Source organism: Spirosoma pulveris, assembly GCF_054781875.1.
In genome coordinates this window covers 1,172,492-1,196,246 of the sequence record NZ_BAAGTO010000001.1, presented here as the reverse complement: position 1 = coordinate 1,196,246, position 23,755 = coordinate 1,172,492, and the positions used below count along the sequence as shown (strand labels likewise).

Here is a 23,755-nt window from a genome sequence, read left to right as displayed (position 1 = left end):
CAAGTCCTGAAAATGCCTGAATACCAGAAAAAGGACAAACAGGAAAAGGAGCAGGACAAGGAGAAAATCGACCATGGTGTTAGAAGCTGCGTTGAAAGTGAAGCGTTACCATGCTGTTAAGCAAAATCTGGGCTCTGTCGGATAAGTCAAACCACTGAGGATTAGCTGGTTCGCTGCGGGCTATAAGCTGCTCATTGACCCGCGTTTCATTACGGCTGAATGAGGCAATCTGAAACGAGTGCGTCGAGTCATTGTACCGAATCCGGGCGTGTGGATTTGATACGTAGACCGATTCGAGTAACAGATAATTCGGGAAGTGCTCGTTGTCGGGTTCTTTGCGGGCAACCACAATTTCCCGATCACGCATCAGGTAGGTGTCTTCCTTATTTAATTCAGCAATGTAATAGCTTATTTGTGCCAGTCCCGCGTCGAGACTGCGGGGAAGCGGGGTCGCTGCTGGTGCCACCCGCGACGATACGTTGACGGGGGGCTGCCCAACAATATTTATCGGGCTGTCGAAATTGAATTTCACAACAAAGGCCCCCGGTTCGCGGAAATCAATGTGCTGAAAGGCATTGACATCGACATCAACTTTTTCGTACAGGTTCGTTTGTTTTACCCGGCGGGTTACATTCACCTTCTCGGTAGCAGCACCGGCGGGACCATTACCGGGCAGAATTCCGGTTAAGGCACCAATGACTTTTAATTCGGTAGGGCCGACCGGTTCGCCGTTGAACTCCTGTCCGGCACCAAACTTAAAAAACCAGCTCGACGCCACCGGCGATATCCGGCCGTATTTACTTTTATGTGTGCCAATGATAGCATTAAATGCCTGAACGGCTTCATTTACCACAACTGGAAAGGCATTCTGCCGTTCTTCGTAGGTGTCGGGGTGCATAATAATCAGAAAGTGTGCATTGAACAGCAAACTTGTCCCGAAAGACTCCCGACTTAACGAGTCTTCAAAGCTGGCGATTAGTTCGTCCAGGATACGTTTATTGGTAACAACAGAGGTAGAGTTGGTATCGGTTTGGCTGGGCGGAATGATCAGGTTACTCAACTTACTGAGCCAACCACCGGGCTTATTTGCCATGTGCAGACTGTTTGGAGGGATTATTCCCTTATAAACGTCAACTATGGGGGCTTTCGTTAGTTTAGCTGCCGTAAATTTTATTTATCGGAGTTTTAAGCTTCTCCATACGGCTACTTTTATCAATTGGCTCAGCGGTTTAAACGTGCCCCGGAACCTAATTGAGGATGTATTTTATCAAGCGAACCGGCATCCGGTCGATACGCTGCATCAGGAAGAAGAGATAATGAAATTGTTTTTTGTGGTGCAGTTGGCAGCAAACACAACGCACACCGTGGTTGATAGAAGTACTTCCCTCTGTGTCAACCTGGGTGTGCGTTGCGTCTCTTTGGTTAAACGCGTCTATACTACCGCGTGTGTATAGGGCTTTAAGTGGCGCTAATGTTAATTCGCTGCGCGGTCATTAGCACGCTACTTAGTGATTGTCACCGTTTGGCCGGAGCGGCCGGTGGCCGTAAAAGCTTTAAATTTAACAGTATTGGTGAGGACAACCGGTTCGCTGTAAACGGCACTCTGGGCGGTCGGCTCCGTTCCATCAGTCGTGTAGCGAATGGTAAGGCTTGGAAACTGAACGTTGGCAGCTACGTTACCATTGCTAACTTTAGCACCTACGGCGGGGATACGGTATTGGTAACCACCAGCATAAACGTCTAAGCGGGGAAGCTCCCGTTTCCCGACAACATGTAAAAACTCAGACCAGGCCTGGTTGTAAAGCTGATCGCTTTTGGCATCGTCTTTTTCAAGAGCCCAGGCCGGGTCTTTTGCCCATGCGCGCTCGGCAACGGCCAGCAGTTTCGGTAGAAGTTTGTATTCGAATTGCTGGGGTGTCCGGTTCGTTTCGGACCAGAGCGGAGCCTCAATACCTACCAGATTTGCCTTTCCAGCTTCGGTTACTGATTCACGGCTTTTAATCATGGAGGGGGCAATGCGTTTTCGGGTGAAGTCGTCCTTTAGATTTCTCAGGTAGTTATACGGGATAAACGAAAAAGGTTTCTCCGTATCCACATATCCACCCCAATACTGGCCGGGTTCTTCGGACGAGGAATTATAAGCAAGGTCTAGATACATGTGGGTAACACCCGTCAGGATGACTTTATAGCCCGCGTTGGCCATCCGATAGGCAAGATCCTCCGCCCCGGACCCAGGGCTGTTTTTCCAGACATTCACCCGGAAATTTTCCGAAGCAAACGCTTTGTTTGGTATCCAGGTAACTTTCCCGTTTTGAGTTACCTTTCTTAGCCCGATTTCTTCCCACCCCGACAAAAATAAGCCCCGGTTTTTCAGAATCTGATTGATTTTTCCGAAGTAGTAATACCACAAATCGTCAGTAGTTTTCACGGAAGAATTACCCGCCATCAACTTCTGCACAGCGGGCGATTTTTGCCATACGCCTTCCGGAACTTCGTCGCCCCCGAAATGAATGGTTTTCAACGGAGCGCCTGCTTCTTTGTACATAGCCCGCAAATCGTCGACCACCCGCTCCATAAAGGAATACGCCGAAGGCAGCGATACATTGATGACATTGTCATTCCAGCCCTGCACCGATCGATACACCGATTTGTCGGCTAGGTCACGCAGCAGGTACTTCTCTGCTTCGGCTTTGTTTCCTGCTTTTAGTAGCCGGTCGTAGCGGGCATCCATCGCTTTGATAGCCGCTCGGGCGTGCCCCGGCGATTCAATTTCCGGAATTACATCAATGTGCCGCTCACGGGCGTAGGTCAGGATTTCAATAAAGTCGGCTTTACTGTAGAAGCCGGTTCCCGATGCATTGCTGGTCGATGGGCCGGAGCCGTAGGAGGGAATTAGATTTTTGGTCTCATCGGTTGAGTGTGCTCGTTTAGCACCTACTTCGGTGAGCTCGGGTAGGGAAGGCATTTCGACCCGCCAGCCTTCGTCTTCACTGAAATGGAAGTGGAAGGTGTTGAGTTTATAAAGGGCCATTACGTCCAGCACTTTAAATACCTCTGATTTAGGCTGAAAATTTCGGGCCATGTCCATCATAAGTGCCCTGTAGGGGAAGCGGGGCGCATCTGTCACCTTAACCCCCGAAAGAGAAATAGACTGTGTTTTGCCTGCGAGAGCGTCTGCTGGTAACAGCGTTTGCAGGGACTGGATACCGTAAAAAATACCCGCCCGTGTAGCGGCTGCCAGCCGAATACCGTCCTGATCGACGGTTAACTCATAGGCTTCCGGACCGAGTCCGGCTTTTTTCTGAAAAAAAATGGCTTTTCCGGCTCCCGATTCCTGAATGGCGGGCTTCTTGCCTAACACCATTGTTAAACGAGTAGCCAAATAATCGGCTTCAGGCCTGAACTCTTTTTCGGAAATAATGACTACCTGGTCTGTCAGGACAAACGGTGTTCCCTGTGGCTGATACGAAGCGGGAGTAGGAAAAACGTGTGGTATTTTGTCGTCCGGTATAGCCTGTATTTTCTGATTTTCATTGAATATGGTTTCGGCCAGGCTACGATCCGATTTCTCGAAGATATGACCGGAGTTGATTGTTAGCTCGACTGGAAATGCCTGTAGCGGATCTTTATCCAGAACGAGGTAAAACCCAATCGGGAAATCAGTTTTGTTTCGGATTTTACCCGCTAAGACTTCCAATTTGGCCGATTGTCCGGGAGGAATCGCCTTAAAGTTGCGGCCGGGGCTTATATAGTGTAAATCGCCGTTGAACAGCGTTACGTTCGCCACTGATGAATCGAGGGGTGCCGGTGTGCCACCGTTGAAAAACAGCTTCCAGCCTGTTGCCGGAAGCTCTTCATCACCTGTGTTTGTAAGCGTTAACACGGATCTGGAACGAGCCTGGTTCTGGTAATTATTGTCAACCAGATCCAGCGAAATTTTCAGTCGGCCTGATGTCCCATCAGCAGTGGTTGATTCGGTTGTGTTGGTGTCAGAACTCTTCGAACAACTAAGAGTTAGGAATACACAAAAAATAAGGCAAATAAGGGAAAACGTTCTCATGTTGTCAGGGGCGGTTACAACGGAATAAAAATAAATGCGGGCAGGGTCATGTAAACAGGAAAGACCTATTACATGACTCTACCCGAGTAAAGGTAATCTGGTTAAAAGGTGTACTGTATCTCTTCTTTATTTCGTGCGCAACAAGGTAGTTGCTGCCGAATCAAATACCTACTCGGCAGCATCTTCTTTGTAGTGCCGTATGTCTAACAGGGTTACGGTCTCGTACCAGTATGTTCGTAGATTGCTCAGGTACATCTTCCAGTCCGAGTAGCTAAACGGCTTGATTGTAAATGAAGAAGCACCAAAGGAATAGGCACGCTCGACCAGAGCAGGTGTTTTATTTGCCGAAAGCATCACAACCGGCAAAACTCTTCCTTTAGGATGGGCCCTTAATAATGCTAAAAAGTCTAAGCCGTCGACTTTATCCTGAAGGTCGATATCGAGTAAAACAATTTTGGGACCTTTACCCTGTAATCCTTCAATATACGTTTTGGCATCCTCGAAACTGCTGACATGTATAAACGTCGCTTCAGGAAAGTTACTTGATGAAGCTCGCTGTAATATGTCAGCAATTAATGGATCATCGTCTACTAACAGGATTGGGAATTGATGAGACATGTTGTTCTAAGGCTAAACGTATTGAGTGTGAGTGGACTATGTCATTTCATTAGCCAGACACGTTGATTGTATCCCTTCTCCGAAAAAACTAAATCTGTTGCGTCTTTTAGAGCCGGATGTATGAATAATGGAAACTGTTTACTGCTGAACGGGCATACCATGGATAGTCCTCTACGGGTAGTTCTCGACGATTTTCCAGAACTCCTTTTGATGACACAGTATAGTCTTTTCGTTTAAGAATAAAGTTTAACCGTACACTCAGAGAATGGTTGACAAGCTTAAATTTACAGTCTAAAAATAACTTTAGTTCCTGAAGAGGCCTAATTATAAGTTCAAATTAGTTATTTATAGCCATGTTTACCTACGTATTTACTGTCATTCCGTTTGATAGTGAAAACTTGACTTCCTCTTAATCAAGTGACTATGTGTGTGTAGGTTGAATGCGAAAGGAGAGTTAAAAATAAATTAATACATAGATAAAACGGCGCCAGACCACAAAATGAAGGTTCTATAGATAATACGATCTGGATAGGATAAGTTACTGACTCAGTTTTCTTTCTCCTCCCGATTGGAATGCAATAGTGGAACCAGGTTTTTACGGTAAGCCCTTCCTAATGGTATTATATCTTTGTCAATTAAGACTGTATTCGTTGATATAGACTTCAGGAAATCTACATTGATGATATAGCTATTATGAATTCTAAGAAAACGCTTGTCTAGCTCCTCCTGCATTTTATTCAGCGATCGCTTTATAGTAAACCGCCCTTGTCTTGTTTTGATAAACGTATAGTTACGTTCGGAATATAAGAACAGTATTTCGTCTAAATGGACTCGTACCTGTTTGTTCTGAGCGCCACGGATAAACAAATGGGAATTTGAATGCGGATTTGGCGAAGGGATGAGCAACTGGTCAATTACAGAACGAAGGGTAAGCGGGTGAAATGGCTTAATTAGATGACCACCTACACCTATTGCCCGTGTTTGTTCGTAATGCCTGATTTCGTAGGAATTTGTTGTTACTATAAACTGCCTGCTTAATGCTGAAAATTGCTTCAATAAGGTTAACCCGTCCGGTCTTCCATTGAAAAAAAGGTCACAGATCATTAAGTTAGGACGTTGACAGGCAATGATATTGGCTGCGGAATCTATATCATGCACGACAACAAGTGATCTGAAACCCATGGTTACCAATACTTCGTTAAGCCAGGAGGCATCAACTAGATTATCTTCAATAATAAGAATTGAGGGTGTTAGGTAACTATCCATGTTATTTCTGGGTGGCTTAATGAGCTGTTTGTGGTGTATAGTAAACCGTTATAAATAGCAAGCTGGGTAGTTTACATACAATTCATACCTACAACTCATCTACCACAGCAGATATATAGTTAATACGGGGAGCAAGCCGAAAAGTCACAGTAATTTATCAACAAATATTCACTAATGGATACTTATTTGCTGGTTGTGCTATGAACCTTTATAGTGAGACTGGTTCTTAAAATTTATAGTTGAGTTCTTCGAAAAACTTATAAGGTATTAACAATTACTAGTTTGATCTGCATTTCTATATATAAGCTAAGGCCTTTACAAGAGGTTAGACCCAACGGGTATACCCTCGACTAAGTTATTAAAGAAAACATCGGAGGAACATAGGCTGCTGATAATCACAATGGCCATTTTGTCTGCACCGCTACTGGGTTAGACATCCAGCTGTCGCACGTGGTTTGTGCTAATTGAGAGATGGAGACTAATATTTCGGTTGACTCCTATTTCGCCAATAAGTACCCAATTGAAGGAATTAATTTTGACAAAAAGCTTGACAAATGTCCCCCTTACATTAATCAGGCCGATAGTTAGCTTAGCCAGTTAAAGTACCTGCCGGTTCGGTATGAGACGAACGCCGAAAATTGACACCCTTCCATTAGTCAACCATTGTAATGTTATTCCTAAATGGAAACGATCAAAAAATAAATATTAAAAGTCTTTCTGGTTTTCAAGGATATTGATAAGCTTCAAGTTACCATTTTGTTCAAAAGGTCAGTATTTTCTCACGCAGTAACGCATTCGGATTGATGCATAGGTTTACAACTTGAAAGTGCCCTGACGATATAAAAGGAGCCTTGGCTTGTATTCTATACTTAATAGATTAAGAATATAAACCAGCTATTTATTAGTAGAAGTGTACTAATAAACAATGGATGCATTTTAGAGAAATAAATGCTGAATGTTTACCAATTTTGGTCGATTGTCCTCACTCAGCCTATATCCCTAGAATTCACGATCGTGAATGAAAATAACTTGTTTATCTTTCCCCCTCAAATCTCGGTTTAGCTATATGTAAGCTAGCTGTATGTAAATATTCAATTAGTTAAATATTCTGTAACTTAAGAATATATGCTGACTATATTCAAACGAATAACTTATATGTTGATTGTGAACTTGTATAATAGCTATTGTAACGTGTTTCACCATAGGTTATTCTATTGTACAGAATAAAACTTCATCAACTTAGCATTCGCTAGTTTGATGCTAGTGTAACCCTGAATTTTAATTGAATTTGTATAAATCCAGTTAATAATCAGGGCCATGTTTTATTGCCTACCCGTAATGGTACTTAACCGAATTCATGAAAACAACTTTATCCGACGAAGAAATGATTCGTCATTATTTGCCGAATCAGCCAAATTGTTGTTTCGAAATTTTATACAAACGTTACGAAACGAAGGTGTACCGTCATTGTTTGTCAATTATAAAAGATGCTGACCAGGCGCAGGACTTTACACACGATATATTTCTAAAAGTGTTTGTCAAGCTTAATGCATTCCAAGAGCGATCCAGTTTTTCAACTTGGCTATATACAATTGTCAGTAATCATTGCCTGGATCAGATCAGGATAGCTAAACGAATGCTGACGAGTTCGATTGATGATGATTCTCAGCTAAATATCCCCGACTCCAATTGGGCACAGATTCACGAAGACAAACTTCAACTTTTCAGAGTTGCCATGAATACGTTGGCCGTTAAGGAGCAGACATTACTCAGGCTAAAATATGAGCAGGGACTAAGTATTAATGATATTGCTAAGTTGTACGGCATTACGGCAAGCGCGGTTAAGATGCGTCTTAAACGAAGCCGTGAGAAAGTGCAAATCATGTATGCTAAACAAAATAAGTTTTAAGTGTATAGAAGGACTTAATTTGTATGAAAAACTTGGTGCTAACCACAAGCTCATTTACTACTAAATAAAAAACAGATAATCAGCACATGAAGTAATTTCTTAGCAGTTTTTAATTAGAATTGTAAAGTATTTTCTTCGAGATTACATTAGTAACTGAAATGTGGGATATTTAATTTATGCACCATTTTTTAGTTTTTGTAAAATGGCTTTATGATAAAAATTTGTTGGTCAATACTATTGGTTGGGTTTGTTTTGTAATCCCCCACCTAATAGTAGCTAAGTAAGTTGAGTTCTTAGCCAGTAAAAAATTTTTACTATTACAATTGTAGTAAATACATGTCATTTTTTGCAATAAAAAATTTACAAGGAATTTTTATTGCATCTACATCTAAGTTACCGGAAAGACTTTACTGCCCATGTAATGAGTATGCAACTCATCCACTAATATTTGAATCATTTCTTTTAGGGAGTCTGGTTTCTCAATTGTGACCAGATTGCCATACATAATTAGCCAACGGGAAAGGCCTTCGGGATAGGGTGTTTGAAAGTGAATTCGAACGAAATTCCCAAGGTCTTCTTCATACTGAAAACCATATGCATATTTTTGCTCCTGCATATACCGAGTGGCCGATCTTGGAAAAACAATCGTAGCTTCCATGACGGTCATATCCTGTTTACCTACCCGATCGAGGTATTCCTGTAACGATAAACGGTCTCGTCGTGAAAAGTATTCCCCTGTGTCAGTAAGCTGGCGAATGCGATCCACACGGAAGTCCCGATAGTCCTGACGAATTTGGCAAAATGCGATCAAGTGCCAATTCGAGTGGTAATGATACAGTCCTACTGGCTCCACCCGGCGCCGGGTTTCAGCGTTGTTGTAGTGCGAATAGTACTGAAGTTCCAGCACATGTTGTTGCGCAATAGCATGCTGAAGCTTATTTAGTGAGCCCTCTCCATCGGTAGTTTGATACGAAGACTTGGCTACATCGATATGAGCTTCCAGGCTATCCAGATGCTCCTGATCCGGACGTTTTAGGACAGACTTTATTTTGTATAAAGCCGATTCGAACTCCGTCTGTACGGACTGATCTGTTAGTTTTTCAATTAGTTTTCCACCAAAAAGTAACGCACTTGCTTCCGCATTCGTAAACATTACAGGAGGCAGATGGTAGTCAGTAAGGAAATAGCCAACACCCGCTTCTGCTCCGATCGGAACGCCCGCTTCCTCCAGTGACCGGATGTCGCGGTAAACTGTACGAAGACTAATGCCGAAACGGTCTGCCAGTTCCTGTGCGCGCACCACACGCTTGGTTTGCAGATGAATCAGGATGGCGGTCAGGCGGTCTAGACGGTTCATAGCGACAGAAGGGTTAAGCCGTTTGCAAATTACAATCCTTCATTTGAACAAGTAGGCATTTTTTTGTGTAGAATGGCTAATAAACGTATGAATAACATGAACGAGCAACACATTACCAACAATACGCACCGCCAGCAATTTGAACTGGAAACAGATGGGAAACGCTCTATAGTTGCCTATCAGAAAGTAGACGATGAAACATTGGCATTAACGCATACGGAAGTAGATCCTGCTTTGGAAGGGCACGGCGTTGGCTCCCGACTGGTGGAAGAGGTATTGCAGTATGCTGAGCAGAACAATCTTAAAATTGTTCCGCTTTGCCCATTCGTGGACGCATATTTAAAACGCCACCCAGCCTGGAATCGAGTTGTTTCGACGGCGTATAATACCAGCGATTTCTGATGAATAGCCTGCATGAGTTGTTCCCGAAAAGGGGCTCATCATCAACATTGATTTCAGGAGATTAACGGATATATTTTCCGGCGGACTGCTGGGCTTTTGGTGGATGTACGGGCGAAATACGGTCTCCTTTTCGTACCCATCGCCAAATGTCTGCCGGCAGGGCCGGATAAATGGAAATACCAATACTGTAGTAGCTTCCATTAAAATTCTGGTCAATATCGGTTTGGAAAACCGAAACTCGGTATCCTACCTGAGCGGTCAGGCCTACCCAGCGCGTAGCTTTCCATTGGGCGTAGGCACCGGCCTGAAGGGGCACAAAAAAGCTTCGGCGAGTACGGTCAATTGGGTTATCTTTTGCCAGATTCAAAGGAATTGCATACGCTACACCACCGCCAAGTTCTACCGGGAAGCTTACCATCCATCGCTTATTGTTGATTAGATTCCACCAATACTGGGTACTGATAAACCATAAATCGGTCCGGGTATAATAGGTAAGATTGATTCGTTTTGCTGCATCGCGTCGCCAGTCAATCAGGCGTAGGTACGTGGCATAATTGATCCAGTAGTAGCCTATGGTTAACTGATGCCGTTTAGGGCCAAACTCGATACCTGCATTGACTCCCCAAATATTAACGTGCTGCTGCTCAAGGAACGAATCCCGAAAATCAAGGTTGAACGCAGGTTTGATCCGGAAATGAGGTGGGCGTGTGGTATCAGCCGGAACAATTGAGTCGGACCGAAATGAGAGTAACGAAAAAGAAAGTAGACAAACAGCCAACATGTTGACTTTTTAGACGAAAATCAGTTCAGCGGTTAAGTGAACTCTATGCATAATTCATTTAAGCCAAAATGCATCATGCATCAGCAGTACTAAATCATTAAGATCCTGAGCGAAGCAGATAGCCAACCCCCATAGCTGTGTGAATGAGTTTATGGTCGAAGTCGCGGTCAATTTTTTTGCGTAGAAAATTGATGTACACTTCCACTTTATTCGTGCTATTTACGGCTGCGTTATCCCATACCTTCTCAAGTATCTGCGCTTTAGTAACAACACGACCAGCATTTTTGATTAGAAATTCGAGCAACTGAAACTCACGGGCCGTTAATTTAATGCGCTGATTGGCTCGATAAGCCACTTTTTCCGCCACATTAAGCTCGAGGTTATCTACGGTCAGTACGGAAGGCGCGTTAAATCCACCAATTCTTCGGCGATGCAGCGCATAAATACGGGCGAGTAATTCGTCAGAGTCGCATGGTCTAACCAGGTAATCATCGGCACCGGCATAAAGGCCTTTTGCCTTATCGGCCGATTCGCCAAACCGCGACAGCAATAGAACGGGCGTTGAATCATTTTCCTGCCTAAGTCGCCGGATTACATCAAGGCCGTTCATACGGGTCAAATGTGTATCGAGCACGATCAGGTCGAATCGAGCGTGCAATCCCATCGCCAGACCGGTGTACCCGTCGCTGGCCAGTTCAAGCGTATACTGTCGTTCGGCCAGCGTTCGATGGAGAACGTCGAGGTAATCTGCATCACTTTGAATAAGAAGAATCTTCATGCGCCCGTTGAGTTTGGTTAACAGTCAATGGCAAAGGTGAGTGGGAAACTTTAAAGCTAGTTTAAAGCCTAATTAAAACTTCTTTAAAATTCAAACCAACCACAATAAGGTGACACTATTAGAAGAATAGCCATTTTTTTTAAGGTCTTATTAATAGCGCTTTAACTACACCTTAACGATAGCATCGCTACTTGCGGCCGAATCAGCCGAACTATATTCCGGCTGGCGTTATTTTATGGATCGGTTACGCTCAACTACATACTTTGTTTCTGCACTCTTTGCCTTTTGGCTGGGCACGATAGCGTCTTTATTCGCGCAGACATCTGGTGTCAGTGCTGTGCCGGATACAATCCGCCAAAGTCTGCCTCAGCTTGAACAGCAGTTTCTGGAGAGGAATTTCCAACTCATTGCCCAGCGTTATCAAATTGATATTGCCGATGCGGCTATTACACAGGCAGGGTTGCGGCCGAATCCAAATTTATGGTTTCAGGGCAACCTCTTTAACCCAAATACCGGAAAGGTGCTGCCGTACGCGCCACCCACCCAGGCCGATAAGAATGCGGGCATCTACAATAGTGGTTATTATGCCGTTCAGTTACAGCAGGTGATCTTACTGGCGGGCAAACGCAGTAAGCTGGTAGCTCTGGCGGAAAGCAATAAGGCACTGTCACGGCTTGCGTTTAAGGATATTATGCGAACGCTGCATTATCAACTGTACACAACCTACGCCAATTTGTACTATGACTTACAGGTGCTGCGCCTGTTTGAGGATGAAATGATCCGCCAGCAGCGGTTACTCGAATCGTACCGGATCGTTCTCCGAACCGGAGGGGTGCCAGCTTACGAAGTGACCCGGCTTGAAGTGGCTATGCGTGATTTGCAGGCTAACAGCGCTAATTACCGAACGCAAATTGCTGATGAACAAGCTACCCTTCGGGTATTGTTGCGTCAGCCCGCCGGTACGTTTATCCTACCCACTGAGTTACCCCCCCTGCGGGTAACGCTTCCGGCACTGGCAACGGCGATCGATTCCGCCATGACGAATCGACCGGATATGGGCCTGTCGCAGGAGCAGATCAACAACGCCGAACGAAGCCTTGCGCTTGAAAAAGCCCGGCGTACGCCCGACCTGACGACTGGCATTTTGTTTGAAAAATACGGGAATGCCTATAACAATTTCACGGGCCTTCAGCTAGCCATGGATTTACCGGTTCGAAACCGAAATCAAGGAGCGATACGGTCGGCAGAGACGACCCTGAAAAGTGTGACGGGTGGTCTGGAGAATCAACAAACCATCGTTCAAAGCGATGTACTGAATGCGTATGATAAGCTCAACACTTTTTATGAGCAGCTTAACACCCAGCCGGCGGGGTATCTGGATAGGATTCGAAACATTTCGGTAGAGGCAACTAAAGCCTATAACGCCCGGACCATTGGATTACTGGATTATCTGGATAAGATCCGGACGTATCAGCAGGCACAATTGAACAACATAAACCTGCTCAACAACGTCTATAATACCCAGCAACTCATTAATTACTCGACCAATACGCGCTTCTTCTGATACTTGAAGGAGCTGCGTTTCGTTTCCTGACTAATCCTGCTTTATTCTGAAGCACGCCCTCACTGTAGCTTATCTGCTACAATGAGGGCGTGCTTTCGTGTTTTGGAATCTGGACAGGTTTCTGCCTCAGCTGTTTTGTTGTTTTTCTGGAGCCGTCATGACTCCAGCCCGGAGGGCCAAAGAGATAGCCCAAAGCAGCTTGTACGGACGGAGCACGTTGAAGATCCTGACCAATGGACACCCATTCATGAAAGGCGATCCGAAAGGGGTTATGGGAATGGATATTGGTGGTTAATCCATAAGTAGGACGGTTCTGCTCCCGTGCAAACGTACCAAAGATACGATCCCATATGATAAGGACCCCCGCATGGTTTTTATCCAGATAGTCGAGGTCTGAGCCGTGGTGTACCCGATGATGGGAAGGCGTGTTAAAGAAAAACTCAATAGGGGCCGGAAACTTGTTAATATGCTCAGTATGGATCCAAAACTGGTACAGCAGGCTTATGGACTGCATGGTCATTATCGCCACCGGCGAAAAGCCGACAAGGGGCAGCCATAACCAGAATACAAACGACCCGGTAAGGTTACCTGTCCAGGTTTGGCGCAGTGCCGTCCCCAGATTGTACTTCATCGAAGAGTGATGCACCACATGCGACGCCCAAAAATACCGGCTGCTGTGACTTATCCGATGAAACCAGTAATAACTGAAGTCATCAGCAAAAAAGAGAATTGCCCACGCCCACCATTGGGTCATATCAACCGTGAGTAACCGAAACTGATAGACCAGGGAAAGAGAACCGAAAACGATAGCTTTGCCAATGAACCCGATAACAACATTCCCGATCCCCATACTCAGGCTACCAAACGTGTCATTCCGGTCATAGTAGTCTTTATGTTGAATAGCCGTAATAACAACCTCAGTAACGAGCAGAATAATGAATCCGGGGATGGCGTATTGAATTAGATCACGCATAAAATTCCTGTATATAATGCAATCTAATGGTTTGTGGCTGCATATCTGTCTATTTTTTTGTGAATGGTAAAAGCAAAGGCACAAGAAAAAGGGAGCTTAAACAACTTCCTGTTTCCTGTGCCTTTCAAATGAGTTTAGAACCTATCGATTCATCGAGATTAAAAACTCTTCATTGCTTCGTGTACCTTTCATATGGCCCAACAGGAAGTCCATGCTTTCCATAGGATTCATATCCGACATATGTTTGCGAAGAATCCAGACCCGCTGCAGCGTTTCTTTGTCCAGCAAGAGGTCTTCACGACGCGTACCCGATGCCATGACATCAATAGCCGGATAAACGCGTTTGTTAGCCAGCTTACGGTCGAGTTGAAGTTCCATGTTACCAGTACCTTTGAATTCTTCAAAGATAACCTCATCCATTTTAGAACCCGTATCAATCAATGCCGTAGCAATGATGGTAAGTGAACCACCATTTTCTACATTACGGGCTGCTCCGAAGAAACGCTTGGGCCGGTGTAAAGCATTCGCGTCAACACCGCCCGATAGTATTTTACCCGACGATGGAACAACGGTGTTGTAAGCCCGCGCCAGACGTGTAATTGAATCCAGCAGAATCACTACATCATGACCGCACTCAACCATCCGTTTCGCTTTCTCAAGCACCATGCTCGATACTTTTACATGCCGGTCGGCCTGTTCGTCGAAGGTTGATGAAATTACTTCAGCGTTCACGCTGCGCGCCATGTCGGTTACCTCTTCGGGCCGTTCATCGATCAGCAGGACAATCAGGTACACCTCCGGGTGGTTCTTTGTAATGGCGTTGGCAATCTCCTTCAGAAGAACTGTTTTACCGGTTTTGGGCTGAGCCACGATCATACCACGCTGTCCTTTACCAATAGGGGCAAACAGGTCCAGTACGCGGGAAGAATAATTTTCGGGGCGGTTGCTCAGATGAAGTTGCTCTTCCGGGAAAAGTGGAGTCAGGTATTCAAACGGAATTCGATCCCGGATTTCTTCCGTCGTCTTGCCATTAACCGTCGATACCCGGAGCAGTGCAAAATATTTTTCACCTTCTTTCGGTGGGCGAATAGCTCCCCGTACAGTATCGCCGGTCTTCAAACCAAACAGCTTGATTTGCGAAGGGGATACATAAATATCATCGGGGCTAGCCAGGTAATTGTAGTCGGCTGAGCGTAGGAAACCGTAGCCGCCATCCTGCATAATCTCTAATACGCCCTCGTTATCAATAATGCCGTCGAATTCACGAATATGCTGATTGTACTGCCGACGTATCCGATTCTGGTATTCCTGAGCCTCCCGCAAGGGTTGAGAAAGCTGGGGCTGAGCAGGCTGGTCGGTCTGGCTGGATTCTGACTGAGGCTGACCTTCCTGAGTTTCGGACGGTGCTTCGGTTGGCTCGGCCACGGCAGTTGTTTCTGTCGCAACTGACTGGCCTGCTGTCTGCATATTAGCCGCGTTATCTTCTGTAACAACCGTTGGTGTCATGAACTCCTCGTCTGGCTGACCCCCATAGTTCAGGCCCGATTCATCAGTAACTATACGCTGTGTACGAGGCCGTTGATCCCTGCGTTGTGAATTGTCGCGTGAACTATCACTGCTATTGCGGTCGCGATTTACATCAAAGCGAGGGCGGGCATCCCGTGGCCCCTGTGTTGAGCCATCCGGCCGGGGGGGGCGTTGCTGGTTCAGATCCGGGCGACCATTACCGTTGCGGTCATTTCGAGGATTTCCCGTCCGGAAATTGCGGTCGGAAGGTGAGCCATCACCCTCGTTACGATTGCGAACGGATTGGTTAAACGAAGTAGGGCGCTGACCTGGGTTTACGATCCGTTCCCGATTTTCGCGGGGTTGGCGTACGGCCTGTGGTGTTTCGGGTGCCGGCCCGGTTGGGCTGGTTTCAGCAGGTGAAGCCGAATCCGATGCGGGTGAAACGGGTGTCTGTTCAACGGTAGCCGAGGGCGGTGCTGTTGAGACGGATGCCTCGGTTTGGTTCTCCTGAGCCTGAACGGATTCGGTAGGGGATACCGTTTCATTAACCACCGTATCGCGTTCACGCCGACTCCGTTGCCGGGGCCTGGTAAGCTCAGAAGCGGGTGTTTCTATCGTAGCGGCCGCAGATGTATCTGCTGCAGGTGAATTCTCTTCGGGAAGACGTGCTGGGGCTGCATCGGCTGGTGTAACGGGTTTTGTGCGCCGTCCACGACGGGGAGCCTCTTCTGGAGAAGGAGTCTCTTCAACAGCTGCGGGGCTTTCGGACTGTTGCTTTATAATTTCGTAAACGAGTTTTTCTTTCGTGAATTTGCTGATGTTACGAATGCCAAATTGCTCGGCAATGGGGTGAAGCTCCGAAAGGAGCTTCATATCTAATTCTTCTTTCTTAAACATAGAGGTCAGGTTAGCAATAAACCTAAATAGGACCGCCGAAGCGGTAAGAATGAAAGTATGGGATTTGTTGTATGAATGGGCCGTTTTAACAGGCAAGTTGGCAGACGACTACAAGTCTAAAAGCGGGGTCACTGATTTATCAAGCCAAATTAACCTAAACAGGTTCAAGCGATTACGTGATGAAAATAAACCTAAACTATAAATTGGGGTGGTTTGCTTAATCCAAACACAACCGCCTGGTGGGGCCAGACGCGGAGGTTGTTAAAACGTTTGGAAAACGGAGGTCCGCCGTAGCGATGGGCGCTGCTTTGGTAGAAGCACTACTTGCTGACCGGATTGATGGTAGCAAAGATAGTATTTTGTTCCGATTTTAACATCATAACGTTATTCTGATATAAATGTTTCCACAGTCGTTTTTTTATTCAATAACCGGGGGGATTTTTATGCCGTTAAAAATCCTTAAATCAACGGGGAATGACAAATTTTGTTTCCGATAAAACGTTGACCTTAGCAGACAGAAATGGAAACCAGACTACTTTATGATTCCCCAACGACAAACAGGTATCTTGTTATTGATTGGGGAAACTCGCGGTTGAAGACTGGCTGGTTTGCCGGTCCGGACTTGTTGGATGTCGAATTCTATAGCTCAGTTGACGCGATGTTAAACGACTTTGAGAAGCGTCCGGTAAAGCAGGTGCTGGTCTCTTCAACAAGTCGGTCCGGCGATGAAATAACGCAACAGCTAACCGGGATGGGAGCCAATGTATGGATACTGAATAGCCAAACGCCCGTACCCATACGCAACGCTTACGACACCCCCACCACACTGGGAGCCGATCGGGTAGCTGGAGCGGTAGGGGCTACAACGTTGTTTCCCAACCAGGATTGCCTGATTCTCGATTTGGGTACCTGTCTGACGGCAGATGTTATCGATCGTGATTTGGTATTTCAGGGGGGGCTCATTTCGCCGGGGGTACACATGCGCTTTCGGGCCATGCATGAGCAAACGGCCCGCCTGCCTTTGGTTGATGTTCCGGTTAACGTAACGGAGGCATGGCCAGTACTGACCGCTAAGAACACCCGGCAAGCTATGCAGAGTGGTGTGTTGAACGGTCTGGCTCTGGAAATGAACGGCCTGATCGAAAACTATCGTCGGGAAATACCGGGTATTGTCGTGCTGTTGTGCGGGGGTGATGCATCTTCCTTTGAAAGTCGTCTTAAACCCCCGATATTTGTAGTGCCTGAATTGGTGCTGATTGGATTGAATCGAATTTTACGCTATAATGTTGAGAATTTACAAGCGAATACGCCAGACGTTAACGCATAGTTTGCTGGCTGTTGCCGCGACATCGCCCATGGTAATGGCGCAGGGATTAGGGAACTCCCCGTATTCGGCGCTGGGTATTGGAGAACTGTACAGCCCCGGCAATGTCGCAAACATGGGTATGGGCGATGTAGGTATCAGTAATACCAACGCGTTCTATCTAAATCTGCAAAACCCTGCCCTTTTAGCCCGTAGAGGCCGATTCACGATATTTGAGGTTGGTCTGATGGGTCAATCAAAATCAATAAGTCAGACAATTAGTAACAGCACTAAGAGCCAGAGTAATTTTGGGGCAAACTTAGGGTATCTGGCCTTGTCATTCCCGGCAAACTCGCGCTGGAATATGTCGCTTAGCCTGAAACCGTACACCTATGTAAACTACAACATTCAGAAAGTAGAGGCCGTTGCCGGAACACCTTACACAGCAGAATATAACTATACAGGGAAAGGTGGTTTAAATAAAGTTACATTCGCTAATGGATTCAGGGTTACCAAAAATATATATCTGGGGGTAGAAGGGTCATTCCTGTTTGGTAATATTACCAACTCGTCTGATGCCAGAGCCGTCGTTAGCGGTAGTTCTGATATTCGGGTGACGCACTTGAACAGAGCAAATTACAGTGATCTTATCGGGAAGGTTGGCGCAGTCTGGCGACCTAAGCTAAACAATACCTGGACGCTTAATCTGGGCGCTACATACGATCCGCAAATACGTATCAAGGCATCACAAACGGATATCTACCAGCAAACGACTTTAACGGGTCAGGCGATTTCGTTGCCTGATACGATGCGGCTTAATTCGAATGCCCAGGCTACTTTACCTCAACAGATGCATTTCGGCGCAAGTATCGAAAAAGGGAATACGCTGCTTTTGGGCGTCGATGTTGGTTTTCAGAAGTGGAGTCAATTCCGAACTGCAGAAAACAAACCCGGTAATCTGGCCGATGGGATGAATGTTGCCGCCGGGCTTGAGTATACTCCCAAACCAACATCCAACCGGTACCGCGATTTAATCACGTATCGGGCGGGGTTCCAATACAACAAATTACCTTACATGGCCGGTGGTTCGCAACTTACCGATGTTAACGGTAGTTTGGGAATCTCTTTACCACTCGGCGCTTATTTTGTAAATCACTTAACGCTATCTCTGGTCGGCGGACAGCGGGGCGTACTGTCTGGTACGCAGATCAAGGAACAATATGTACGTATCGGGCTTGGATTCTCCCTGAATGACGTATGGTTCCGTAAGATAGCCGTTGACTAATTTCGGTAAAGCACGTAGCGGATCGGCATTCTGTCTGCGACTTGTAAGCCAGCAAATTATAAAAGCAGATAAGCGCAGACCTTTCTCTGTGAGTATCTGCTTTTTTACTGTATAGGTCGCTGGCTACTTGTTAATTTACTGATAGCCTGACAAACTAATCAAATGGGGTTTACCGCCAGTTTTTTACTTTCTGTTAAGAACTTAAATGAGTGATGTAGCTTCTAATAGAATGAATACAAAAGTATCCTGGTTACAAAATAGGCTGCTCAGAGTAAGCTGTATTGTTTATGTTTCGTGCCTGTTATTCGGTTGCGAAGAGACTAAACAAGCTAAAAAAGTAAATCCATATTCAGGGCCGATTGAGGAAATAAATGATGTAAAGCTACTCTATAGTGAGGCTGCCAAATTAAAAGTAAAGCTGACAACCGCGAAGCAGTTTCGGTACATTAACGATGATCGGCGCTATCCTAAGCCAGTCAATATAGTATTCTATAATCCCGCGGGGGAGGAAATAACCACTATTCGCTCCGATTCCGGACGCTACGACAAAGCCAAAGATGTGTATGTTGTAACGGGCAATGTTGTGGTTGTTAACAAACAAAAACAGGAGAAATTACTCACGCCCGAACTAAGCTGGAAGCCGCAGACCAAGAAGGTATATACCGATAAACGCGTTACGATTCTCAGCCAGTTGACAGGCGAAAAACTCTACGGCATTGGCCTGGATGCGAATCAGGACTTCAGTCAGTATTCGATTCGAAAGCCAACCGGCGTGTTTAATATGGAGGGAGGAATTTAGCGTATCTGGTCAACTGCCCCGGTAGTTGACCAGATACGTTTATTGTTTGCACTGCTCCAGAATTGGTGTAACAGTTTTAACGTCAGTTATCTTCGTTTCGCCCGCCCATTCTTTGTAGATATAGGTAACAATCTCCGCTATTTCAAGATCGCTCAGTTGCGGTTGAGCAGGCATCGGGCGGTTGTAATGCTTCCCGTTTACGACAATCGGGCCTTTTTGACCGTACCGAATTAAACAAATAACGCTTTTCTTATCTTTCAAATAATCTGAACCAGCAAGGGGTGGGTATAGGGCGGCCAGTCCTTTTCCTTTGTTCTGGTGGCAGTTGGCACAGTTATTTTTATAGAGAAAAATTCCCTCAGTGATGTACCGCTGCCGCTTTATTTCTTCATCGCTCTGGCAGGAAAACAAGTTGATGAAGAGGATACCCGCTACTACTATTCCTGTCAGTCGACTCATTTTTTATATTCGGCTAATAACCGATCCATGTCATTCATTAGTTTGTCGACACCATCCTCAGTTGTGCCATCATAAATGCCGCGAATATGCTTGGCTTTGTCGACCAGAATAAACGCACCGCTATGCACAACGCCACCCGGTGCAGTAGAATCGGCCTGAGCCGTCACCATGTAGCTATTCTGGCCAATGTCGTAAATCTTTTCCCGGTCGCCCGTTACAAATAGCCATTGGTGGCCCGTAACCCCCAGATTCTGGGCGAACTCCTTTAAAACAGCCACCGAATCGTGAGCCGGATCGATGGTGTGCGAAAGGAGCATCACCTCGGGATTGCCCTTGAATTTTTCGTATACCCGTTTTAATTGCACCTTCATTTTAGGGCAGATTGTAGGGCAAGTGGTAAAGAAAAAATCTGCGACGTAGATTTTATTATCGAGGGTTTTGGCCGTAACCGTATCGCCATACTGATTTAGAAAGCTGAAATCCGGAACAGACTGATAAACTGAATCTGTCACAGATTTACCGTTGACTACTTTGGTAACTGCCTCCCGCTGGCCAAGAATAGGCAGCGTGTCGCCGGATGAACCATTGCAGGCCTCAAGCAGGCCACAGGTACTGAGAACGAGAATCCAAACGCTATTTTTTGCCCAAAAACTGGCGAGCCTGTTCAATGCTGGTATTAACTTTTGTCTTAACATCGGTGATTTGATCTTTTTGCCCGTTTAAATAACGAAGGGCATCGTCAGAAGATAATTTGGCAAGTGTATCGCCGTTATATCGGCCCATCCAATCCATCATGAGGCTATCAGCAACGGCTAAATTAGTACGTAATCGCTGTGCCTGTTCTCGCTCTTCGTCTGTGCGGAGGGTTGCTGCCGTGGAGCCGCTTGCTTTCAGACTATCCAAAGATGTGATGCGTTGGTTAAGTTGTTTGCGAAGTTTCATGATGTCATCAATTTTAGGCATTACCTGATCATGAATGGCAAAAACTTCATTTTCTGCTTCTTTAACGGTGTCTTCTGCTGATTTACACGCGTAAAAACTTCTGGATACCAGAAGCAGCCCGGCAAAGGCAAGGAAACGTTGTGTCATAGTTTAGGAAATAGTAAGGGTAATTAGATTAGGTACGCCTTACGTCATTTGACAGCTGACGTAGGGCGTTGTTTTAAAATTTCACGTGCATTCTTAAGCGCACTGGCTGAAGGATTTTTGCCGCCAATCATCTGAGCGATTTCATTGACGCGTTCATCCAGGGACAGTTTCTTGATTCGGCTAACCGTTTTCGCAGCCGAATGATCTTTGTATACAAAATAGTGTGCCGTACCCTGTCCCGCTATCTGATGAAGGTGAGTGATGGCAATGATCTGGTGGCTATGGGCCATATCGCGCATCATGTTCCCCATCTTGATGGCGATTTCACCGGACACACCTGCATCAATTTCGTCGAAAACGATGGTTGGTAAGGAGCGCTTGCTGGCTAGAATGTACTTGATGGCCATCATAAGCCGGGAAAACTCGCCACCCGAGGCTACGTTTTTCAGCTGTTGGGGTTTGACACCTTTGTTGGCACTGAACAAAAAAGAAATGGTATCAATGCCCGTTAAGCTGGGCTTACTGGTTTCTGCCTGGATCTTCAGGGATGCATTTGGCATACCCAAGTCGTTGAGGAGTTTGCCAATCTCACTTTCAATTAACTGCAAAACGACTTTCCGGGAGGCAGATAACGCATCAGCGCTAATCTGCAATTGAGTCCGAGCCGCTTCCGCCTGTGCTTTGGCATCGGTAAGGGCATCGTCCAGGTTAAGAACTTTGCTTACCTTTTGACCAAGTTCGTTACGTAAGTCAATCAACCCCGCTACGTCTTTAACCTGGTGTTTGGTTTGAAGCTGGTACATCAGGTTCAGGCGTTCCCGAATCGTATCGGCGCGGGTATCGTCTATGTCAACACGGTCCTGCTCAACGCTTATTTCATCCGCCAGGTCACGCAGCTCGATCAGGCTGCTCTGGGCCCGTTGCAGGAGTTGTTCGTATTGGTTAGATAACTTGCTGATGTAGGTCAGATTACTAACCGTACCTTTCAGGAAGTCGATAACCGATTGTTCTGTATTGTCCAGGTATTCGTAAGCTACCTGCAGGCGCTCCTTAATATCTTCAGCGTTTTCCAGGATTGTCAGCTCCTGCTCAAGCGTTTCCTGCTCATCGGGCAGTAACTGCGCTTTAACCAGTTCTTCGTACAAGAAGTTATTGTAATCGAACTCTTTCCGCATAGCCGAAGCCTCAGACTGAAGCTGGTCATAGTGCGTTCTTTTAGTTCGATAAACCTGATAGTCAGCTCGGTAGGTACGTAAATACGCTTCATTTTGTGCGTAGGTATCTACAATTTCCAGCTGATATTCATTCGAGCCCAGCAACACCGAATCGTGTTGTGAGTGAATATCCATCATTTCGCTGGTAATTCGTCGAAGCGTTTCCAGATTTACGGGCGTATCATTAACAAACGCCCGTGACTTACCACTCACTCCAATTTCCCGACGGACGATGCATGTATCTGAATAATCGAGTTCTTCGTCGTCAAAGATTTGCTCGATTCGGTAGCCGGATACGCCAAATGTTCCCTCGATAATACATTTCTGTTCGGGGTTATACAAGACGCGTGTATCGGCCCGGTTGCCAAGCAGCAACCCAATGGCACCGAGAATAATTGACTTTCCTGCACCTGTTTCGCCCGTTACAATATTGAGTTCACGGTCGGGTGAAAGTTCCAGTTCGTCAATCAGTGCGTAATTCTTTATGAATAAATGCGAAAGCAAAATCAGCGAATAGTTAACAGTGAGCAGGGGCGGTAAATAAAGGTAAAATTACGTACCGTCAGTAACTCACTGGATTAGTTTTCGGTAGTTTTCTGTTTTGGCCGGGTCGAGAAATGACAATAAGTCGAATGCCTGTTTTCGTTCGGTCGGTGTTCCTTCGTAAAGGATATTGAATAGTTCCTGCGACTTGGCATCAAAAAACGAATTGATCAGAACGGAATTCGGTAGTTGCAGGCCAATGGTTCGTATGGTATTCAATAAGGTTATCGTTTGTTTGCGAACCTGCACGGGGTTAGCCGCAAAGACATCAAGGCCCTGGCGATGATAGGTGTAAAGCCCATCCCGGAAGGGTAATAATTGCTGGTTCTGCAAGTTCTCAATGAGCCAGTACCGGTTTCTGCGGTCGCCCCCGGTTTGCCAGGAGCCATTAGGCGATCCTTGCTGGGCCAGATTTGTAATGGCATAAGCACGTTGAATAAATTGATTTCCGCCTTGTTTGCTGAAGGTGTCGTAGTCGACAGCCATAATTATGTTGGCATAAAACGCCAGCAAAGAAGTAAGGTCGTCTGAAAACTGATTTTCCCGGTAATAAACGGGTGTTGTTGGTAAGTAAACAAAGTTAAATGCCCGATCAACATAGCTGAACGTAGTTGTTTCGTACGTTGTGCCATATACAGGACGAGTCACAATGATTTGCGCCGTTGCTTCAAAAGCCCCCTGTGTCAATGACTTCAGCAGGTTTATGTTTATTGAGCAGTTAATTCGTTCGGCTACAGAAAACTGGTCGTTGCTCCATCGCCGGTTATTCATGAACTCGGTAATGATGCCTTTTAACTGGTTTACGTAAGAGAAATCAGTTTTCTGCTGCGCAAATAGCTGATCGGAGTTGATCGTAACCTGACAGTTTAGCTCCTGAGCGCTTGCCGAGGACGCCAAACAGCTAACTAACAGTAAAATGCGTATTGCTTTCATGGATGAGACCTTACTG

General features: G+C 45.8%; 20 protein-coding genes. 6 read left to right on the top strand and 14 right to left on the bottom strand.

Annotation, left to right across the window (positions count from 1 at the left end; translation table 11 throughout):
- Positions 1–79 precede the first annotated feature (79 nt).
- From ACYVJM_RS04930 to ACYVJM_RS04915, 4 genes are all read right to left on the bottom strand, one after another.
- A complete protein-coding gene (locus ACYVJM_RS04930; RefSeq protein ID WP_461147082.1) occupies positions 80–1,093 on the bottom strand; it encodes an FHA domain-containing protein in 1,014 nt (337 codons plus the stop codon).
- 408 nt (positions 1,094–1,501) lie between these two features.
- Entirely contained in the window at positions 1,502–3,883 is a 2,382-nt protein-coding gene (locus ACYVJM_RS04925; RefSeq protein WP_461147081.1) for a family 20 glycosylhydrolase, read from the bottom strand.
- Between the two features lie 345 nt (positions 3,884–4,228).
- Positions 4,229–4,678 (bottom strand): response regulator, encoded by a 450-nt coding sequence (locus tag ACYVJM_RS04920; protein WP_461147080.1) that lies wholly within the window; start codon positions 4,676–4,678, stop codon positions 4,229–4,231.
- 546 nt (positions 4,679–5,224) lie between these two features.
- Positions 5,225–5,944, bottom strand: a complete 720-nt coding sequence (locus ACYVJM_RS04915; RefSeq protein ID WP_461147079.1) for a LytR/AlgR family response regulator transcription factor — start codon at positions 5,942–5,944, stop codon at positions 5,225–5,227.
- A gap of 1,357 nt (positions 5,945–7,301) precedes the next feature.
- Between ACYVJM_RS04915 and ACYVJM_RS04910 the strand changes: the two genes are divergently transcribed.
- A complete protein-coding gene (locus ACYVJM_RS04910; protein ID WP_461147078.1) occupies positions 7,302–7,853 on the top strand; it encodes an RNA polymerase sigma factor in 552 nt (183 codons plus the stop codon).
- Positions 7,854–8,241: 388 nt separating this feature from the next.
- On the opposite strand, the gene ACYVJM_RS04905 is transcribed toward ACYVJM_RS04910, so the two are convergent.
- Positions 8,242–9,210, bottom strand: coding sequence for a helix-turn-helix transcriptional regulator (locus ACYVJM_RS04905; RefSeq protein WP_461147077.1), 969 nt, complete (start codon positions 9,208–9,210; stop codon positions 8,242–8,244).
- A gap of 96 nt (positions 9,211–9,306) precedes the next feature.
- On the opposite strand from ACYVJM_RS04905, the gene ACYVJM_RS04900 reads away from it, so the two are divergent.
- Entirely contained in the window at positions 9,307–9,612 is a 306-nt protein-coding gene (locus ACYVJM_RS04900; protein WP_461147076.1) for a GNAT family N-acetyltransferase, read from the top strand.
- Between the two features lie 61 nt (positions 9,613–9,673).
- Here the strand turns inward: ACYVJM_RS04900 and ACYVJM_RS04895 are convergent, their stop codons facing one another.
- Together ACYVJM_RS04895 and ACYVJM_RS04890 are read right to left on the bottom strand one after the other, a co-directional pair.
- Positions 9,674–10,393, bottom strand: coding sequence for a hypothetical protein (locus ACYVJM_RS04895; protein WP_461147075.1), 720 nt, complete (start codon positions 10,391–10,393; stop codon positions 9,674–9,676).
- 97 nt (positions 10,394–10,490) lie between these two features.
- Positions 10,491–11,171, bottom strand: coding sequence for a response regulator transcription factor (locus ACYVJM_RS04890; protein ID WP_461147074.1), 681 nt, complete (start codon positions 11,169–11,171; stop codon positions 10,491–10,493).
- A 235-nt stretch (positions 11,172–11,406) separates the two neighbouring features.
- Here ACYVJM_RS04890 and ACYVJM_RS04885 point away from each other — a divergent pair, with 235 nt between their 5' ends.
- On the top strand, positions 11,407–12,735 hold the full coding sequence (locus tag ACYVJM_RS04885; RefSeq protein WP_461147073.1) for a TolC family protein: 1,329 nt from the start codon (positions 11,407–11,409) through the stop codon (positions 12,733–12,735).
- Positions 12,736–12,811: 76 nt separating this feature from the next.
- Here the strand turns inward: ACYVJM_RS04885 and ACYVJM_RS04880 are convergent, their stop codons facing one another.
- A complete protein-coding gene (locus ACYVJM_RS04880) occupies positions 12,812–13,708 on the bottom strand; it encodes a sterol desaturase family protein (RefSeq protein WP_461147072.1) in 897 nt (298 codons plus the stop codon).
- Between the two features lie 141 nt (positions 13,709–13,849).
- Positions 13,850–16,114: a transcription termination factor Rho gene (rho, locus tag ACYVJM_RS04875; RefSeq protein WP_461147071.1), complete on the bottom strand. Its 2,265-nt coding sequence runs from the start codon at positions 16,112–16,114 to the stop codon at positions 13,850–13,852.
- Between the two features lie 520 nt (positions 16,115–16,634).
- Here rho and ACYVJM_RS04870 point away from each other — a divergent pair.
- From ACYVJM_RS04870 to lptC, 3 genes are all read left to right on the top strand, one after another.
- A complete protein-coding gene (locus ACYVJM_RS04870) occupies positions 16,635–17,441 on the top strand; it encodes a type III pantothenate kinase (protein WP_461147070.1) in 807 nt (268 codons plus the stop codon).
- Positions 17,398–18,702, top strand: a complete 1,305-nt coding sequence (locus ACYVJM_RS04865; RefSeq protein ID WP_461147069.1) for a hypothetical protein — start codon at positions 17,398–17,400, stop codon at positions 18,700–18,702. The genes ACYVJM_RS04870 and ACYVJM_RS04865 overlap by 44 nt, the downstream gene beginning before the upstream one ends.
- A 229-nt stretch (positions 18,703–18,931) precedes the next feature.
- The gene (lptC, locus tag ACYVJM_RS04860; RefSeq protein WP_461147068.1) at positions 18,932–19,501 is read left to right on the top strand and encodes an LPS export ABC transporter periplasmic protein LptC; all 570 of its coding nucleotides are present in this window, start codon (positions 18,932–18,934) and stop codon (positions 19,499–19,501) included.
- Positions 19,502–19,540: 39 nt separating this feature from the next.
- Here the strand turns inward: lptC and ACYVJM_RS04855 are convergent, their stop codons facing one another.
- From ACYVJM_RS04855 to porD, 5 genes are all read right to left on the bottom strand, one after another.
- Positions 19,541–19,960 (bottom strand): c-type cytochrome, encoded by a 420-nt coding sequence (locus ACYVJM_RS04855; RefSeq protein ID WP_461147067.1) that lies wholly within the window; start codon positions 19,958–19,960, stop codon positions 19,541–19,543.
- Positions 19,957–20,628, bottom strand: coding sequence for an SCO family protein (locus ACYVJM_RS04850; RefSeq protein WP_461147066.1), 672 nt, complete (start codon positions 20,626–20,628; stop codon positions 19,957–19,959). The genes ACYVJM_RS04855 and ACYVJM_RS04850 overlap by 4 nt, the downstream gene beginning before the upstream one ends.
- The gene (locus ACYVJM_RS04845) at positions 20,594–21,049 is read right to left on the bottom strand and encodes a viral A-type inclusion protein (RefSeq protein WP_461147065.1); all 456 of its coding nucleotides are present in this window, start codon (positions 21,047–21,049) and stop codon (positions 20,594–20,596) included. Before ACYVJM_RS04845 ends, ACYVJM_RS04850 begins: the two co-directional genes overlap by 35 nt.
- A 44-nt stretch (positions 21,050–21,093) precedes the next feature.
- On the bottom strand, positions 21,094–22,767 hold the full coding sequence (gene recN, locus ACYVJM_RS04840; protein ID WP_461147064.1) for a DNA repair protein RecN: 1,674 nt from the start codon (positions 22,765–22,767) through the stop codon (positions 21,094–21,096).
- A gap of 66 nt (positions 22,768–22,833) precedes the next feature.
- A complete protein-coding gene (gene porD / locus ACYVJM_RS04835) occupies positions 22,834–23,739 on the bottom strand; it encodes a type IX secretion system protein PorD (RefSeq protein ID WP_461147063.1) in 906 nt (301 codons plus the stop codon).
- Between the last annotated feature and the right edge of the window lie 16 nt (positions 23,740–23,755).

Coding starts and splice junctions, on each gene's coding strand:
- ACYVJM_RS04870 (WP_461147070.1), top strand. CDS start 16,635: ATGGAAACCAGACTACTTTATGATTCCCCAACGACAAACAGGTATCTT.
- ACYVJM_RS04880 (WP_461147072.1), bottom strand. CDS start 13,708: ATGCGTGATCTAATTCAATACGCCATCCCCGGATTCATTATTCTGCTC.
- ACYVJM_RS04920 (WP_461147080.1), bottom strand. CDS start 4,678: ATGTCTCATCAATTCCCAATCCTGTTAGTAGACGATGATCCATTAATT.
- ACYVJM_RS04900 (WP_461147076.1), top strand. CDS start 9,307: ATGAACGAGCAACACATTACCAACAATACGCACCGCCAGCAATTTGAA.
- ACYVJM_RS04930 (WP_461147082.1), bottom strand. CDS start 1,093: ATGGCAAATAAGCCCGGTGGTTGGCTCAGTAAGTTGAGTAACCTGATC.
- ACYVJM_RS04905 (WP_461147077.1), bottom strand. CDS start 9,210: ATGAACCGTCTAGACCGCCTGACCGCCATCCTGATTCATCTGCAAACC.
- ACYVJM_RS04895 (WP_461147075.1), bottom strand. CDS start 10,393: ATGTTGGCTGTTTGTCTACTTTCTTTTTCGTTACTCTCATTTCGGTCC.
- ACYVJM_RS04910 (WP_461147078.1), top strand. CDS start 7,302: ATGAAAACAACTTTATCCGACGAAGAAATGATTCGTCATTATTTGCCG.
- ACYVJM_RS04890 (WP_461147074.1), bottom strand. CDS start 11,171: ATGAAGATTCTTCTTATTCAAAGTGATGCAGATTACCTCGACGTTCTC.
- ACYVJM_RS04845 (WP_461147065.1), bottom strand. CDS start 21,049: ATGACACAACGTTTCCTTGCCTTTGCCGGGCTGCTTCTGGTATCCAGA.
- ACYVJM_RS04865 (WP_461147069.1), top strand. CDS start 17,398: ATGTTGAGAATTTACAAGCGAATACGCCAGACGTTAACGCATAGTTTG.
- ACYVJM_RS04915 (WP_461147079.1), bottom strand. CDS start 5,944: ATGGATAGTTACCTAACACCCTCAATTCTTATTATTGAAGATAATCTA.
- porD (WP_461147063.1), bottom strand. CDS start 23,739: ATGAAAGCAATACGCATTTTACTGTTAGTTAGCTGTTTGGCGTCCTCG.
- rho (WP_461147071.1), bottom strand. CDS start 16,114: ATGTTTAAGAAAGAAGAATTAGATATGAAGCTCCTTTCGGAGCTTCAC.
- lptC (WP_461147068.1), top strand. CDS start 18,932: ATGAATACAAAAGTATCCTGGTTACAAAATAGGCTGCTCAGAGTAAGC.
- ACYVJM_RS04855 (WP_461147067.1), bottom strand. CDS start 19,960: ATGAGTCGACTGACAGGAATAGTAGTAGCGGGTATCCTCTTCATCAAC.
- ACYVJM_RS04885 (WP_461147073.1), top strand. CDS start 11,407: ATGGATCGGTTACGCTCAACTACATACTTTGTTTCTGCACTCTTTGCC.